The sequence below is a fragment of the Lactococcus sp. S-13 genome, from assembly GCF_004210295.1.
Taxonomy (GTDB): Bacteria; Bacillota; Bacilli; order Lactobacillales; family Streptococcaceae; genus Lactococcus.
Genome location: NZ_SDAK01000001.1, coordinates 374,137 through 389,700, shown reverse-complemented (window position 1 = coordinate 389,700; position 15,564 = coordinate 374,137). Strand labels below are relative to the sequence as shown.

Annotated in this window: 16 protein-coding genes; 14 read left to right on the top strand and 2 right to left on the bottom strand. The window is 39.0% G+C overall.

The genetic code is table 11. From position 1 onward, the window contains the following. The first annotated feature begins 53 nt into the window (after window positions 1-53). The 6 genes from ybeY to EQJ87_RS01930 all read left to right on the top strand — a co-directional run bounded on the left by ybeY (window position 54) and on the right by EQJ87_RS01930 (window position 4,428). The gene (ybeY, locus tag EQJ87_RS01955; protein WP_130123096.1) at window positions 54-542 is read left to right on the top strand and encodes an rRNA maturation RNase YbeY; all 489 of its coding nucleotides are present in this window, start codon (window positions 54-56) and stop codon (window positions 540-542) included. Then, window positions 526-984, top strand: a complete 459-nt coding sequence (locus EQJ87_RS01950) for a diacylglycerol kinase family protein (protein ID WP_130123095.1) — start codon at window positions 526-528, stop codon at window positions 982-984. The genes ybeY and EQJ87_RS01950 overlap by 17 nt, the downstream gene beginning before the upstream one ends. 11 nt (window positions 985-995) lie before the next feature. Further along, on the top strand, window positions 996-1,601 hold the full coding sequence (locus tag EQJ87_RS01945) for a nucleotidyltransferase family protein (RefSeq protein WP_130123094.1): 606 nt from the start codon (window positions 996-998) through the stop codon (window positions 1,599-1,601). 194 nt (window positions 1,602-1,795) lie between these two features. After that, a complete protein-coding gene (locus tag EQJ87_RS01940; RefSeq protein WP_130124564.1) occupies window positions 1,796-2,779 on the top strand; it encodes an ABC transporter ATP-binding protein in 984 nt (327 codons plus the stop codon). Between the two features lie 43 nt (window positions 2,780-2,822). Then, window positions 2,823-3,641, top strand: a complete 819-nt coding sequence (locus EQJ87_RS01935; protein WP_130123093.1) for an ABC transporter permease — start codon at window positions 2,823-2,825, stop codon at window positions 3,639-3,641. Between the two features lies 1 nt (window position 3,642). Continuing rightward, window positions 3,643-4,428 carry an ABC transporter permease gene (locus EQJ87_RS01930; protein ID WP_130123092.1) on the top strand — a complete coding sequence of 262 codons (786 nt, stop codon included), beginning with the start codon at window positions 3,643-3,645 and terminating at the stop codon, window positions 4,426-4,428. Here the strand turns inward: EQJ87_RS01930 and EQJ87_RS01925 are convergent. Both EQJ87_RS01925 and EQJ87_RS01920 read right to left on the bottom strand, forming a co-directional pair. After that, complete coding sequence (locus tag EQJ87_RS01925) at window positions 4,425-5,075, bottom strand: ComF family protein (protein WP_130123091.1); 651 nt, start codon at window positions 5,073-5,075, stop codon at window positions 4,425-4,427. The two genes, EQJ87_RS01930 and EQJ87_RS01925, sit on opposite strands and share 4 nt — an antisense overlap. Further along, on the bottom strand, window positions 5,076-6,380 hold the full coding sequence (locus EQJ87_RS01920) for a DEAD/DEAH box helicase (protein ID WP_130123090.1): 1,305 nt from the start codon (window positions 6,378-6,380) through the stop codon (window positions 5,076-5,078). Between the two features lie 56 nt (window positions 6,381-6,436). Between EQJ87_RS01920 and EQJ87_RS01915 the strand changes: the two genes are divergently transcribed. The 8 genes from EQJ87_RS01915 (at window position 6,437) to glyS (ending at window position 15,406) form a co-directional block, all read left to right on the top strand. Next, complete coding sequence (locus tag EQJ87_RS01915) at window positions 6,437-7,066, top strand: YigZ family protein (RefSeq protein WP_130123089.1); 630 nt, start codon at window positions 6,437-6,439, stop codon at window positions 7,064-7,066. Between the two features lie 73 nt (window positions 7,067-7,139). After that, window positions 7,140-8,162: a DUF475 domain-containing protein gene (locus EQJ87_RS01910; protein ID WP_130123088.1), complete on the top strand. Its 1,023-nt coding sequence runs from the start codon at window positions 7,140-7,142 to the stop codon at window positions 8,160-8,162. A gap of 76 nt (window positions 8,163-8,238) precedes the next feature. Beyond that, complete coding sequence (locus EQJ87_RS01905) at window positions 8,239-9,180, top strand: zinc-binding dehydrogenase (RefSeq protein WP_130123087.1); 942 nt, start codon at window positions 8,239-8,241, stop codon at window positions 9,178-9,180. A gap of 32 nt (window positions 9,181-9,212) precedes the next feature. Next, entirely contained in the window at window positions 9,213-9,620 is a 408-nt protein-coding gene (locus tag EQJ87_RS01900; RefSeq protein WP_130123086.1) for a hypothetical protein, read from the top strand. Between the two features lie 142 nt (window positions 9,621-9,762). Further along, window positions 9,763-10,623 carry an Rgg/GadR/MutR family transcriptional regulator gene (locus tag EQJ87_RS01895; RefSeq protein ID WP_223804483.1) on the top strand — a complete coding sequence of 287 codons (861 nt, stop codon included), beginning with the start codon at window positions 9,763-9,765 and terminating at the stop codon, window positions 10,621-10,623. Between the two features lie 260 nt (window positions 10,624-10,883). Next, on the top strand, window positions 10,884-11,723 hold the full coding sequence (locus tag EQJ87_RS01890) for a hypothetical protein (protein WP_130123085.1): 840 nt from the start codon (window positions 10,884-10,886) through the stop codon (window positions 11,721-11,723). A gap of 708 nt (window positions 11,724-12,431) precedes the next feature. Beyond that, window positions 12,432-13,385 (top strand): glycine--tRNA ligase subunit alpha, encoded by a 954-nt coding sequence (glyQ, locus tag EQJ87_RS01885; RefSeq protein WP_130123084.1) that lies wholly within the window; start codon window positions 12,432-12,434, stop codon window positions 13,383-13,385. After that, window positions 13,385-15,406, top strand: coding sequence for a glycine--tRNA ligase subunit beta (gene glyS / locus EQJ87_RS01880; RefSeq protein WP_130123083.1), 2,022 nt, complete (start codon window positions 13,385-13,387; stop codon window positions 15,404-15,406). Before glyQ ends, glyS begins: the two co-directional genes overlap by 1 nt. Window positions 15,407-15,564: the final 158 nt, after the last annotated feature.

Here is a 15,564-nt window from a genome sequence, read left to right as displayed (position 1 = left end):
CAAGCAGAGAAAATGCTGACGAAAACAGTCAGTCAGAAAATAAAGGAAAACAAATGTACGTAGAATTAGTTGATGAAACAGGAAAGTTGCCCGCAGAAATCATGAAGCAAACGGAAGAGCTTTTGGCTTTTGCGGCTCAAAAATTGCAACTCAAAGAAGCCACGGAAATGGCAGTGACTTTTGTAGATAATGCGCGCTCACACGAGTTAAATTTGGAATATCGCCAAACGGATCGACCAACGGATGTGATTTCATTAGAATACAAACCCGATGATTCAGAATTTTTCTTTGACGAAGAGATGGAAGTTCCTGAAGAATTGTTGGCAGAAATGGATCCATTTATTGGTGAATTGTTTATTTCGATTGACAAAGCTGCTGAACAGGCCGCTGACTATGGCCACTCTATTGAGCGGGAGTATGGCTGGCTTGCAGTGCATGGCTTCTTGCATATCAATGGTTATGACCACTATACGCCAGAAGAAGAAGCGGAGATGTTTGGCTTGCAAGAGGAGATTTTGACCGCCTATGGACTCACACGATAAAGATTTTAAAGTTTTTAAAAAGAAAGACTTTGGCAAGGGAAAAACGCCGATTAAAAACGAGCGGGATCGTTGGAAAAATGCGAATTTTATTTCGAGTTTTGAGTTTGCGCTTTCGGGAATTGTCACAGCTTTTCAGCAAGAGCGAAATATGCGCAAACACGCCTTGTCCGCTTTGCTGGCCGTTATTGCTGGGTTAGTTTTTCAAATTTCGGAATTTGAGTGGCTCTTTTTGTTGCTGTCTATTTTTCTTGTTTTTATGGGCGAATTATTCAATTCGGCTATTGAAAATGTGGTTGACTTGGCTGCGGATTATCAGTTTCATATGCGCGCAAAACGCGCTAAGGATATGGCAGCAGGTGCGGTTCTGATGATTTCTGCTTTTGCTGTCATTACTGGATTATTCATTTTTCTTCCTAAAATTTTCCATTTGATTTTCAAATAAAGGGCAAAAAGATGAAAAATGAGGAGAAATTCATTGCTTTGCTCAAAGAAAATCAAGAATTGATGCAAATTTTAGACAGCGTTGCTCAACTTCAACTCAAAAATTGGTATCTTGCGGCGGGTTGTATTTTTCAGACGGTTTGGAATATCATGGATGAAAAACCAGCGATGACGGGAGTTCACGATATTGATTTGATTTATTTTGATGCCGAAATGAGTTTGGAAGCGGCCAAAAACAAGGATAAATTACTGGAAAAAAATTTGTCAGAAAAATTTCCTTATCTTTTTGATGTCCACAACGAAGCTTTCATGCACCTTTGGCATGGCGGCTCAAAAGTCCCTTACCAAGATAGCGAAAATGCAATAGAACGTTGGATAGCAACAGTTCATGCGGTTGGAATTACCGGAAATTCTAAGGAAATCAAACTTTTTGCCCCTTATGGACTGAAAGATATTTTTACTAAAACCATCCGCCCAATTCTTCAGATGGACAATCATCAAGCACTTTATGAGGCTAAGGTTGCCAAATGGCAAGCACGATTTAATGATTTACGGGTGCTCGATTGGCAATATTGCTTGAAAATGCAAGAAAATCAGTGTGAAAGAAGCAGTCATTAAGAGGCTGTTTTTTTATTTGTTAGAGAAAATACTGACGAAATCACGTGCGAATCAAGTTAATTAGAGAAAATGCTGACGTAAATCTAAATAACTTTAATTGATCTTAAAATAATTTGATTGCGGTTACAAAACCTGATATACTACGTATGTCAGGTTTTGACATAATTGTCAAAACCGATCTTAAGGAGCAAATGATGGAAATGATAAGTGTTGAACACCTCCAAAAAAATTTTAAAAAAACAATTAAACAAGCGGGATTAGTCGGTTCTGTCAAATCCCTTTTCAAGCCCGAATATGAAGTTTTTGAAGCGGTGAAAGATTTGAGTTTTGAAGTTCCAAAAGGTGAAATTATGGGCTTTATAGGAGCAAATGGTGCAGGAAAATCCACCACAATTAAGATGTTAACAGGAATCCTTACACCAACTTCGGGGACTTGCCGCATTAATGGCAAAATTCCTCAAGAAAATCGCACCGAATACGTTAAAGAAATTGGTGTTGTTTTTGGTCAGCGCACTCAACTCTGGTGGGATTTAGCCCTTCAAGAAACTTACAGTGTGCTCAAAGAAATCTATGATGTCCCAGAAAAACAATTTCAAAAGCGAATGGATTTTCTCAACGAAGTCTTGGAGCTGCAAGATTTTATCAAAGACCCTGTTCGTACCTTGTCTCTTGGGCAACGGATGCGTGCTGATATTGCAGCAAGTCTTTTGCATAGTCCGAAAGTACTCTTTTTGGACGAACCTACAATCGGGCTTGACGTTGCGGTTAAAGACAACATTCGCAAGGCAATTACACAGATTAACCAAGAAGAAGAAACAACGATTATTTTGACAACACATGATTTATCAGATATTGAACTTTTGTGCAAACGAATCTATATGATTGACAAGGGCGAAAAAATTTTTGATGGGAGCGTTCAAGCGCTCAAACAAGAATTTGGTAAAATTCACGAACTTAATTTTGTTCTATCGAGAGCTATGGAAGTGGATTTTTCCAAATTTCCTGACTTAGAAATTGAGAAAAATGGCTTGGCACTCAGAATTCGCTTTGACGCTACCAAATACAGTGTTCCAGCACTTTTGCAGCACACCATGAATCAAGCGCCAATTCAAGATATTTCGGTCAAAGACGCCGATATTGAAGAAATCATCCGTCGCTTTTTCCGTAAAGAAATCTGAACCAATCACATCTCTCAAAAAGTGGGAGAAGAAAGGAAAGCTAATGTTTTCAACGCTATCTAAATACAAGCCCTTTGTACGTGCAGGGGCGCAAGGGATGATGGCCTATCGTGTTGATTTTTTGATTTATCGCTTGGGCGATATTTTGGGAGCAATTGTCACTTTTTTCCTCTGGCAAGCTGTTTTTCTGAGTTCACCGCATCGTAATTTGAATGGATTTACTGTTCAAGAAATGACCCTCTATGTCTTTTTGAGTTTTTTTACTGCACAACTCTCTCATTCGGATGGTGCTTGGGCGCTTGGTGATGAAGTCAAAGATGGGTCGGTCGCTATGCGCCTTTTAAAACCAGTCAACTTTAATGCGACTTTTTTGTTCAATGAGTTAGGCGGAAAATTTATCGCGCTTGGAATGCTTAGTCTGCCTATTTTTGGTGGAATTTTAGTGTATCAATTTCTAAACCCTCAGCTGGTTGCTTTTAATTTTATCAATTTTTCTCTTTTTTTGTTGAGCTCTATCTTGGCTTATTTTCTCAATTTTTACTTCAACATTTGTTTTGGTTTCATGGCCTTTATTTTTAAAAATCTTTGGGGAGCAAATACTTTGAAAGCAGCTATTGTCAGTTTTTTGTCAGGTTCACTAATCCCACTGGCTTTTTTCCCGCCTGCTATTGAGCGCCTGTTGAGTTTTCTCCCCTTTTCAAGTCTAATCTACACTCCTGTGATGCTTTATTTGGGAAAAGAAAGCCTGAATCAAATGATTTTAGCCTTTGCGATTCAAGTAGTTTGGCTTTTGATTTTTATGGGGCTATCCAAGCTCATTTGGCATTATACGATTAGTCGATTGAGCGTGCAAGGAGGATAAAATGAGAAAAATACTAAGATTAGAACGAATTTTTGCCGCCCAATATTTAAAGCAACTCATGGAATATAAAGGAGATTTCCTCATTGGCATGATTGGCGTTTTGTTAACCCAAGGGCTCAATATTCTTTTGATTGGCATTATTTTTACACAAATCCCTAGTCTACGAGGCTGGACTTTGCCAGAAATTATGTTTATCTATGGCTATGGTTCGCTTCCCAAAGGCATTGACCATGTGTTGACAGATAATCTCTGGGCGGTTGGCCAACGTTTGGTACGTAAAGGGGAGTTTGATAAATACATGACTCGTCCGATCAATCCCTTAATTTATTGCGCGTTAGAAACTTTTCAAATCGATGGTTTTGGTGAAATACTCATCGGAATTTTGTTAATGATAAGTAGCTGGAGTGCCGTGGATTGGACGCCACTTAAAGCTTTTGCTTTCATTATCAGTCTTCCTTTTGCCACAGTGATTTATACGGCGATAAAAATTGCCTTGTCCAGTTTAGCTTTTTGGATGAAGCAATCAGGGAGTCTTTTGTACGTTTTCTACCAAATCAACGGTTTTTCAAAATATCCAGTGACTATTTATAATTTTCCTATTCGATTTTTTGTAAGTTTCCTTGTTCCCTTTGCTTTTACGGCTTATTATCCAGCTAATTTTTTGCTGACAGGTCGGAATTTTTTCTTGAATATCGGCGGAACGGTGCTTATTTCTCTTGTTTTTCTAGCGATTGCCTTATGGATTTGGAAAAAAGGAATTTCTGCGTACGAATCAGCGGGTTCTTAACGGCAAAGTGAAAAGGTACTAATTTCGGTGACACTTGCTGTTTTTAATGTTTCTACCGCGTGCTGTAAGGTTCTTCCTGTGGTGTAAATATCATCAATTAAGAGGATTTTAGGAGGTAAGTGGACCTCTGGCTTAATGCTAAAGGTATTTTTGCTGGCAAGTCGTGCGTGTCGGTCAAGACTTGATTGACGAGGACTGGTTGATTTAGTCAGAAGCTCTTGAAATTTTGTTTGCTCTAAAAAGGCAGAAACTTGATTGAATCCGCGCTCTTTCAAGCTTTCTGGGGACAAGGGTAACGGCACTAAAACAGCATTGCCAGCTAATTTTGCGAAATAAGGGGCGAAAACTTGACCTAATCGATAGTCACCGAGGAATTTATAGCGGGCAAAATAAGCTTTCATGGCAGCATTGTAGCGGAAAATAGCACGGTGATTCACAAAAATTCCAAGTTTTTCCCAATTTTTACAATCCGTACAAAGCCCCGAAACATCTGATTTGTAGCAACGTGGACAATGCTGTTCAGGAATTTTTTCAAATGTGCTTTGACACTTTTCACAAAGTAAGTTTTCTGGGGTTTTGAGTAAAAAAAGGGCTGAAAAAGTAAGTTTTTGAGGAATTTCTTGATTACAAAGTAAACAACTTCCCATTTAGAAGCCTCCTTTTTTATTCATTTTCTTAATTTCATGAATAGCTTTTACCATCGCACGACTTTTGCCTGTATGGAAAAAAGCGACTCGCCCTGCTGGGCGCTTAGGGGAACGTCCAACTCGCCCAGCCATTTGAACAAGTGCTGATTTGGTGAAATTAGGGTGACTTGCATCGATAATAAAGACATCGACGCAAGGAAAAGTCACGCCTCTTTCTAAAATTGAGGTGGAGACTAAAAGATGGAGTGCGCCTTGACGGAAGGCTTCAACCAACTGCACACGGTCTTTGCTTGTTGAAGCTACGAAAGCCATCTTTTCATCAGGAAATTGCTTTTGTAGCTTGATTAAAAATTGTTTTCCAAACTCAATTTCAGGGACGAAAATTAAGAGTGGAAAGCCTGTTTTTCGTTGTTTAAGGAATTCTTTTTTCCATTTTGACTGCCAAAAAAGTTGAGGAACCACTAGAGGGTTTCCATGAAAACGATGAGCTAAAGTTAGTCTGGTTAATTGTCCTTTTTTGACCTGTTGATCTAGTTTATCGGTTGATGTTGCTGTCAAATACAGGAGGTTGCTCTGAGGTTTACAGGCATTTTTGACAGCAAAATACAGCATTTCATTGTCTACCAAAGGAAAAGCATCCACTTCGTCAATAATTAAAAGATCAAACGCTTCTTTGAAACGTAAAAGTTGGTGGCTACTAGTGATTACAAGGGGACTAGAAAAGTAGGCCCCACCTCCTGCATACAAAAGCGGAATGGTGCAAGAGAAGTCTCGAGATAAGCGTTTGTGAAGTTCCAAGCAGACGTCAATGCGTGGGCTAGCAAGTCCCACAGCCCCACCTTTTTGCAAAACAGCATCAATAGCAGCATAAATAATTTCCGTTTTTCCTGCACCAGTGACGGCTTCAAGCAGAGTACGACTTGGGCTCTTTAATTGCTGAACGAGCTGCTGGGAAAGCAGGGCTTGGTGCTGGGTCAGAGTTCCCGTCCACATCAGATAGGAGCGTGCCGGAAACTTTTTTTGCGGAAAATGATATAAAAATTCATCCGAACGCACTCGTCCGAGATTCAGACAAGCGGGACAGTAAAAGCTACCAATAGGTAATTGGACGGCTTTTTTTTGATGAATAGTGCCACAGCGACAGCACAAAATCTTACTTGCACTGACGGAAAGCATTCCTGAAATTTTATGAATTTCGTCAGTAAAAATGTCTAGCTCAGAGAAATTGCTGACGGAATCATTTTGGACTTTTAAATCCTTTTTTAATAATAAACGTCCGGAAAATTGTTCTAAATTTGTGTCCATACCTAACTATACGAAAATACTGTTAAATTGTAACAAAATTTGTTACAATCAATTACATGACCCTCACGATAAAAAAAGATTTTATAAATGAAGAAGAAATCAAAAAGTCGCGTTTTATCTGCCATTTGAAACGCATTGCAAGTGAAGAAGAAGCTCGCGAATTTATTGCCCAAATCAAGAAAAAACATTTTAAAGCCAATCATAATTGTTCGGCCTACACCCTAGGTGATCATCAGGAAATTCAGCGAACAAGTGACGACGGAGAACCGTCAGGAACAGCAGGTGTTCCCATGCTTGAGCTGCTCAAAAAAAAGCAAGTTACCAATGTCTGTGCCGTTGTCACCCGTTATTTCGGGGGCATCAAACTTGGGGCTGGTGGCTTGATTCGCGCTTACGCAGGCAGTGTGAATCATGCGATTGAAGCGGTTGGGTTGGTTCAATTTGTCAGTCAAGATGAAATGATTCTGACGCTCGATTATAGCCTTTATGATCAATTGCAACGCTTTTTGGTCAGCAAAAACCTGATGATTAGTGAGAGTGAATTTCTGTCAGCAGTGACAATAAAGTGCTTTGTCGACAGAGAAAATGCTGACGCTTTTTTAGCTGCACTGACGGAAACTTTCAATGGCAAAATTGCTGTCGAAAAAGGCGTCAGTCAACTTGTTGAAGTCGATTATCAACCCTAAAAACAAATGATACTCCCGTTTTACATCAGTTTGAAAAGTGTAAAACGATTTGTCAAAAAAGAAAGAAAAAGATATGAAAATTTTTAGAGGCTCATTTATTGTTAGCTTAATCGCGCTTATCATTGCCTTTATTTACGCTGGTTGGAATGGGGTATTTATCACCCTGATTCTTGCGATATTGGAAATTTCACTCTCGATGGATAACGCAATTGTGAATGCGCGAATTCTTGAGCGGATGAGTCCGGCTTGGCAAAAAGCATTTTTGACCGTCGGTATTTTGATTGCTGTTGTCGGGATGCGCTTGATTTTTCCCTTACTTATCGTGGGCATTTCTGCGCATCTTGATCCAATCAGTGCCTTACGACTCGCCTTGGAGAAAGGAAATCCACACACGGCTGGAACTTATGGTTATATTTTGCACCAAGCTCACCCGCAGATTGCTGCCTTTGGTGGAATGTTCCTCTTGATGCTTGCTCTAGGCTTTTTCTTTGATGCCAAAGAGTATATCTGGCTAAAGCTCCCTGAAGCCTTCCTTGAAAAACTCGGACATTTTCCGTCCGCAAATGCGATTATCTCACTTATTGTTCTTTTGATTAGTTCAGAATTTTTAGCTAAGAATGCCCACCAAGTGCTATTTGCTGGCGGCTTGGGCATTTTGACATTTATGCTTGTTGACGGCTTTGGCGAAATGATGAGCCAATCCAAAACAGCGACAAGCACCAACTTTGCGATAGTCACTGGCAAAGCTGGAATTGCCCTCTTTTTATACCTTGAAATGATTGACGCCTCCTTTAGTTTTGACGGAGTAATCGGTGCTTTTGCAATTACATCAGATCCCATCATCATTTTATTGGGTTTAGGGATTATTGGTGCAATGTTCGTCCGCAGCTTAACACTTTATCTGGTAAAAAAAGGAACGTTAAACGACCTTGTTTACCTTGAACACGGAGCGCATTGGGCAATTCTGACCCTCGCTTTATTGATTTTAGCAAGTATCAAATGGGAGATTGGCGAAGCAGTCACAGGACTCTTGGGAGCAGTGATCATCATTTTCTCTTTTATTTCAAGCCTTCTTTATAACCGAAAACAAAGATAACAAGCAAGCGGAATCCCAAAGATTCCGTTTTTTCTTTTGAGCATGGTATAATTCTAATTGAAATAGAGGAGAAAAAATGAAAGCTTTATACTTTGAAACCTTTGGTTCAAGTGATGTCTTAAAATACGGCGAACTCCCTGACCCTGTGATAAATAATCAGGAGGTTCTCGTTCAAACAGCATATATTGGTTTAAATTTTGCAGATATTTACCGCAGACGCGGTGGCTATCATATCGAGCCAAACAGCCCATATATCAATGGATACGAGGCCTCTGGCATCATTATTGATGCTGAAGCTAAACATTTAATTGGAAAATCCGTTTTATTTGTTGACGTCCCTTTTGCTAATGCTGAAAAAGTTGCTGTTCCTTTAGAGAAGATTATTTTTCTACCTGATGAAATTTCTTTAAAAGAGGCAGCCACAATTGGTCTACAAGGATTAACCGCAGATTTTCTAGTCCATGACTTAGGAAAAAACAAACCCAAAGATAAAGCATTTGTTACAGGAATATCTGGAGGAGTCGGTCAAATATTAGCCCAAATGCTCATCGCAGATGGGGTCGAGGTATGGGGTTCTTCCTCTGCACATAAGGCTCAAGTTGCGCTGGATTTTGGTGCCAAGAAAGTTCTGTCAAGTCGTCATCTTGAATGGATTCCTGATTATAAAGGCCAATTTGACAGCTGCTATGATGGAGTAGGGACAACCCTCAAAGCCTCAATTGATTTAATAAAAAATAAAGGACAAGTTATCTTTTTTGGAATGGCAGCTGGAACACCACCAGCAATTGATTTTATTGAACTCCTCAGCCAATCTAAGAGTATTTTAACAGGAGATTTATGGGACTTTTTAAGCTCCTTTGAAGAGCGAAAAGTACGTTCGAATCGTTTATTCACTTATTTTAAAGAGGGAAAAATAAAAGTTACTGAACCCCATCTTTTTGCTTTATCAGAAGGAAAAGCAGCTCATGATTTTTTGGAAAATGGAAAAAATGTAGGTAAAATTTTATTAAAACCTTGAGATACGATCAGTACGAATAAAAAGGAGAGAAAATGGGCGTAAAATTTATAAGTTTATATGTGGCAGGCAATGCCACACAAGATGCAGAAATCTACCTCGGAGATGATTCTGTCTTTAACACATTGGAAGCCGCAGCTCAAGATGCTGCTCGCACTTTTGTTGAGATTCAAATGGAGAGCCTGCTTGTCATCCTGTTTGGTAAAGGTAAAGAAGAACAAGAGGAATGGATGAAAAAAGCAGATAAGGTGGGAATCTTAACCAGCACATTTGGTTTTCAAAAAACCTTATCTAAAGCCAATCAATTGAGTCCAGAATTAAAAGAAGACATGATTCGCAAATACGGAAATGAGAAAGCAATAAAAAAACGCTTGCTTGCAGGAGAGCGTATTGTTGGTTTGGAAAATGGAGATTATGTCACTGTTTCGCGATTGGAATATTGAAACAGGCAGTTTGTAAGTGGTCTAAATCAAGGCTGAAGTCAAAAAAGTGAATGGATAATTTTCATTCACTTTTTAAAATTGTCGATTTTGTCATTTAAAGTGATATAATTGATAACAAATAGCAATGATGGGGAGGCTGACAATGAAAGAAAAAGAAGAATTTTCAATGTCCCTGATGGGTGAAATTTTTTGTGATTTGCGCACTCAGCGAAATTTTAAGTTATCGGATTTTACTAGGGTAGGACTCTCTAAGTCAACTCTATCAGATTTTGAGAGTGGAAAATCAATACTTAGATTTGATAAATTGGATGCAGCTTTAGAGCTAATGCACATCGAAATTGCAGAATTTGAATATTTTGTGAATGGAATGCACTCAGATTATTTTGTCGAAATTTGTGATGAGATTGAAGTGGCAAACTATACGCAGAATGTTGTAAAACTAAAATCTATCAACGAGGAAGCAAGACAATATGATAGTGAAGTGGGAAATCGGATGATTTTTCTTGCCACTCAAAATTTGCTTTATGGATTGACCGAAGCGCAAGAGCGTGAAATTATTGACCTCATGTTTAATATTGAAATTTGGTCATATTTTGAGTTGAGTATCCTCTCATTTGTCGTAGAACATCTAAATACTCGACTCACTCTTTCACTTATGGAGGATTTTTGGAAAGAAAATTTGCATTACCTCAAAGTTAGAAAATATCGTGAAAAAATTATTCAGATTGCCTGTCGGGCAAGTGTGAAATATCTGCGTGAAGGTCAACTTGAAATTACAAAAAAGTTGTTGAGAAAAGTGGAGAAGGTACTTTTATCTTATAAAAAAGATCTGTTTTGCCATAATATGTATCGTTTTACCAGTGGTTTACTAGATTATCACTTGGGGAATAGGAGGCAAGGAGAGCAAAAAATGATTGCTTCCATAAGGCTTTTTGAAGACTTGAATTTGCCAGAAATGAAAGCCTATTATCAAAAGACATTTGTAGAGCAAACAGAAAAATAATAAAAGGAAGGCAAGTGTTAAGCCTTCCTTTTTAGATATTTTTAAAAAAAACTAAAAAATTTTCCGAGACTTCGGAAAAGGTCAAATAAGCCTTTTCGATTTGATATAATGATTTTAGAAATTAAAACAGATTCATGAATCTTGAGTGTCGTTTACTTAAGAAAAAACAAGAAGAAACTCTAACAAAGAAACATTCAACGTCGTAAACTGCAATGCCATCTCTTCAAGGATTTGCTTGCAGCTCAAAAAGGAGAAGTATTATGAAATCTATTCAAACTAAACTTATTGTGGCAAGTGCTGCAACGTTATTATTAGCTTCAACAGTGGCCGGAGCAACATTACAAGCCTATCAAGCAGCAAGTTCTAGTCCTCCTCAATCCACTCAAAAAGTTTCAGCTACTTCAGTGATTAAAAATACTCATGCTTTGGTGCTTAATGAGAATGGACAACCAGTTGCTCAAACGCTTGACAATTCAGATTTATCTACCTCTACAGCAGATGAAGGGAAAACCTATGAGGATATTCTGAATTCTGAGGATACAACCGCAACCACTCAATCAGTGGATGGTGCAGAAGTGACCACGGTTACAAACGATGAAGATAATACTGTCGGTGCCTTTTCTGTAACAAATACAGAAGATGGCTCCTCAGTTTCTATTGTTAATGATGGCTCAACAATTACCATTGCAAAAACAACCGTGGATTCAACAGGACAAACTCAAACTGAGGAACAAACATTGCCTGTTGATAATACTACAGGGTCAGCCCAAGCAATGGCATGGACTTCTTGGGGATATACAAACATTGCAGTAGGGTCTCGAGTTTTTGCTTATGCAGTTGATACAGCGATTATTGGTTTAGGAACTGCTGCGGCTACTGCATGCTTACCAGGAGCAGTCGCAGCAGCTGCCGGATGTTCAGTGGCTGCAGCAAAAGGATTTGTCGGATTTACAGCTGGTGTAGGTTTTGGATACTTAGCAACAATTAAAAGCCCAGGACAATGGCTAGCAGGCAAATTAGACACCAATCATAATGGTTGGATTGGAATTTATTATCGTCATGATCCAAGTACTGGAGCTGCTCAATGGAAAACAATTTAGTTAAGGGAGACTTGCTATGAAAGAAATTTTACGTGTACTCATTCCAGTTTTCATTGCTATGATTCCTTTCAGAATCTTATTCGATAAATTCCCGAAATTACTTTGGCTATGGACGATTATTTACCTTTTAATCGTAACTATATTGTATTTTATTGGGAAAAAGATTTTCAAATCCGATTAAAATGTTAAAGCAAAGCCCAGATTTTTAAAAGTCTGGGTTTTATAGCTCAGTTTTTTGGATGATACAAATTATTGTATAATAGTGTTAGAAATTATCAGAAGGAATAATATGGATGGAGAAGAATATCTTTATAGTAAAATTAATGAGAGATAATTAACTCGGTTAAAAAAACGGAAATAAAAAGAGGGCGCGCAAACACCTTCGTTGAGCAAGCAAGAATTTGCGAAATTACTCAATGTTCTCTATTCTTTTTAGTTTGATTATTGGGCATTTCAGGCTCTAACTAAAAGACAGGCACATATACTAAGTTTATTTTCTTTTGACTTTTTATCAAATAAAGATTATACTTTAGTATAAAGCGACTCGGAGATAGTGAAAGTTCGAGAATGAAAATGGCTCAGTTTAAATCGTAATTACACAATGAAGTAAAAAATAAAGGTGGAACCGTGCATTTGCACCCTTTGTCATGATTTTGATTATCATGAGGAGTGTGTGAATTACGGTTTTTTTGAATTTTGGAGGAAACAATGGCAGATAATAAATTATCATTTCAAGACATCATCTTGACTTTGCAAGGCTTCTGGTCTAAGCAAGGCGCAAACTTGATGCAAGCTTACGACAACGAAGTGGGTGCTGGGACAATGAGTCCTTATACTTTCTTGCGCTCAAATGGCCCTGAGCCTTGGGGCGCAGCGTATGTGCAGCCTTCACGTCGTCCTGCTGATGGACGTTACGGGGAAAATCCAAACCGACTTTTCCAACACCACCAATTTCAAGTGGTTTTGAAACCTTCGCCTAAAAATATTCAAGAACTCTATCTGCAAAGTTTGGCTGCGCTTGGAATTGATGCCCTTGAACACGACATCCGTTTTGTTGAGGATAACTGGGAAAATCCGTCAATGGGCTGTGCTGGTATCGGTTGGGAAGTTTGGATTGACGGGCAAGAATGTACCCAATTTACTTACTTCCAACAAGTCGGTGGGATTGAAGTTGATTCTGTGACCAGTGAAATTACCTACGGTCTTGAACGGATTGCAACTGTTGTGCAAGAAGTGGATGATGTTTATGATCTCGAATGGGGAAATGGCGTGGCATATGGTGATATTTTCAAAGAACCTGAGTACGAACATTCAAAATTCGCTTTTGAGGAATCAAATCAAGAACTTTTGCTTCAGTTGTTTGGTGAATATGAGCAAGAAGCCTTGACTTTATTGGATAAAGGTTTGGTTCATCCGGCTTATGACTATATCTTGAAATCTTCACACACCTTTAATTTGCTTGATGCGCGTGGGGCAGTGTCTGTAACGGAGCGTGCAGGTTATATGCATCGTGTGCGTACAATGGCGCGTAAAGTGGCAAAAACTTTCATCGAAGAACGTGCGAAGCTCGGTTTCCCTTTGCTTAAAGATGAAGTTTTGCGTGAAAAATATCTGGGTAAAAATGGGAAATACACTAAGGTTGTAGAAGGAGATGAAAAATAATGGCAAATTACTTACTTGAAATCGGTCTGGAAGAAGTTCCTGCACACTTGGTGACTCCTTCAATCAATCAATTGGCAGAGCGGATGACAGCCTTCTTGAATGAAAATCGTTTGCAATTTGACCAAATTGTGAAATTTTCAACACCTCGTCGCTTGACTGTCCTTGTCGAAGGATTGGCAGAGCAATCGGAAGCAATTGATGAAGAAGTCAAAGGGCCTTCAGCTAAAATTGCTAAAGATTCTGAAGGAAATTGGTCAAAAGCAATTCAAGGCTTCTCGCGTGGACAAGGGGTAACTCCAGATGACTTAGTACTCAATGGCGATTATTATTTTGCTAAAAAACATATTGAGGGTGTCAAAGCGAGCGATTTACTTGCTAAAATCGGGGCGGAAGTTATTTCGAAAATGACTTTCTCGACCTACATGAAGTGGGGCAATAATGATTTTCTCTTTGTACGTCCAATCCAGTGGCTCGTTTCCCTTTTGGAAAATGAAGTGATTGCCTTTGACTTGCTGGATGTGACAGCGGATCGTTTTTCACGTGGACATCGTTTTCTTGCGGATGTTGAAATTGAACTGGAAAATGCTTCTGAGTATGCTAGCAAATTGCCTGAGTATTTTGTGATGGTTGATGCAGAACATCGTAAAGCAGAAATTTCAGCACAAATCTTGGCCTTGGCTGCAGAAAATCAATGGCAAGTGACTTTACACAAAGATTTATTGGAAGAAGTGAACAATATTGTCGAATATCCGACAGCTTTTGTTGGTGCTTTTGATCCGAAATATTTGTCTGTTCCAGCGGAAGTTTTGGTGACTTCAATGCGGGATAATCAACGTTACTTTGAAGTTTATAATCAAAATGGAGAATTGGCCCCAAACTTTATCTCTGTTCGTAACGGGAATGCTGAACATATCGAAAATGTCGTGCTTGGAAATGAAAAAGTCTTGGTCGCTCGTCTGGAAGATGCAGAATTTTTCTGGAAGGAAGACCAAAAACTCAAGATTGAAGATCTCGTTGCCAAACTTTCTAAAGTGACTTTCCATGCCAAAATTGGTTCGATCACAGAACACATGGCTCGCACTAAAGAAGTAGCGGCACGCCTCGCAGAGATTGCAGGATTGACAGCTACTGAGAAAGCTGATGTTGCACGTGCTGCTGAAATTTACAAATTTGACCTTTTGACAGGAATGGTCGGTGAATTTGATGAATTGCAAGGGGTGATGGGTGAAAAATATGCCCTTTTAGCAGGTGAAAATGCGAACGTTGCGGCGGCGATTCGGGAACATTATATGCCAACTTCAGCCGAAGGTGCTTTGCCTGAAACAAAAGTTGGCAGCGTGCTTGCGGCGGTAGACAAGATTGACTCAGTACTTTCGTTCTTTAATGTGGGCTTGATTCCTTCTGGATCAAACGACCCTTATGCTTTGCGTCGTGCGGTGCAAGGGCTGACTCGAATTATCGAGAAAATGAACTGGCGCTTTGATTTTGCAGCTTTTATTGATCAATTTACTGGTGAAAATCATGCGGAACTTTTGGATTTTGTGAAAGCGCGTGTGCAAAAAATCTTGTTGGAAAAATTGGATCGTTATGACATTGTAGAAGCAGCAATCAATGGTTCTAAGTTTGATATTGCCAATATGATGGAAGCAGCTTTTGTGATTGATTCACACAAACTTCATGAGCCATTTAAACCAGCGATTGAAAATGTGTCACGGACAATCAATTTGGTGAAAAAAGCCACTGAAATTGGAAAAGTAGATCCTGTTTTCTTTGAATCTGAAGCAGAGCAAAAACTCTATGATGCGATTGATGCCTTGCAAGAGGATTGGGCAGAGATGACTTGCGAGCTCAAATTTAGAACAATTGTGCATGGATTAGCACCAGCAATTGAACTCTTCTTTGAAAATGTTATGGTCATGGTGGAAAATGAGCGGGTTCGTGAAAACCGCTTGGCTTTACTTGCGCAAGTTGTTGTTTTGACAGGAAGTTTGGCTGATTTTAGTTTGATTAACACAAAATAAAGACTGATTGAACTAAAAAGTGAGAAATTTTACTGACGGATTCGTGAAATATCTGATTTGATGGGAGAATTTACTGACGTAAATCTGATGAAAAAAGCGTCAGTAAATTCTCCCATCTGTCCGTCATTTTTTAAGAATTGACAAAAGGATTTTAGTAT

Coding starts and splice junctions, on each gene's coding strand:
- EQJ87_RS01930 (WP_130123092.1), top strand. CDS start 3,643: ATGAGAAAAATACTAAGATTAGAACGAATTTTTGCCGCCCAATATTTA.
- EQJ87_RS01925 (WP_130123091.1), bottom strand. CDS start 5,075: ATGGGAAGTTGTTTACTTTGTAATCAAGAAATTCCTCAAAAACTTACT.
- EQJ87_RS01935 (WP_130123093.1), top strand. CDS start 2,823: ATGTTTTCAACGCTATCTAAATACAAGCCCTTTGTACGTGCAGGGGCG.
- EQJ87_RS01900 (WP_130123086.1), top strand. CDS start 9,213: ATGGGCGTAAAATTTATAAGTTTATATGTGGCAGGCAATGCCACACAA.
- EQJ87_RS01915 (WP_130123089.1), top strand. CDS start 6,437: ATGACCCTCACGATAAAAAAAGATTTTATAAATGAAGAAGAAATCAAA.
- glyS (WP_130123083.1), top strand. CDS start 13,385: ATGGCAAATTACTTACTTGAAATCGGTCTGGAAGAAGTTCCTGCACAC.
- EQJ87_RS01940 (WP_130124564.1), top strand. CDS start 1,796: ATGGAAATGATAAGTGTTGAACACCTCCAAAAAAATTTTAAAAAAACA.
- glyQ (WP_130123084.1), top strand. CDS start 12,432: ATGGCAGATAATAAATTATCATTTCAAGACATCATCTTGACTTTGCAA.
- EQJ87_RS01890 (WP_130123085.1), top strand. CDS start 10,884: ATGAAATCTATTCAAACTAAACTTATTGTGGCAAGTGCTGCAACGTTA.
- EQJ87_RS01910 (WP_130123088.1), top strand. CDS start 7,140: ATGAAAATTTTTAGAGGCTCATTTATTGTTAGCTTAATCGCGCTTATC.
- ybeY (WP_130123096.1), top strand. CDS start 54: ATGTACGTAGAATTAGTTGATGAAACAGGAAAGTTGCCCGCAGAAATC.
- EQJ87_RS01945 (WP_130123094.1), top strand. CDS start 996: ATGAAAAATGAGGAGAAATTCATTGCTTTGCTCAAAGAAAATCAAGAA.
- EQJ87_RS01895 (WP_223804483.1), top strand. CDS start 9,763: ATGAAAGAAAAAGAAGAATTTTCAATGTCCCTGATGGGTGAAATTTTT.
- EQJ87_RS01950 (WP_130123095.1), top strand. CDS start 526: ATGGACTCACACGATAAAGATTTTAAAGTTTTTAAAAAGAAAGACTTT.
- EQJ87_RS01920 (WP_130123090.1), bottom strand. CDS start 6,380: ATGGACACAAATTTAGAACAATTTTCCGGACGTTTATTATTAAAAAAG.
- EQJ87_RS01905 (WP_130123087.1), top strand. CDS start 8,239: ATGAAAGCTTTATACTTTGAAACCTTTGGTTCAAGTGATGTCTTAAAA.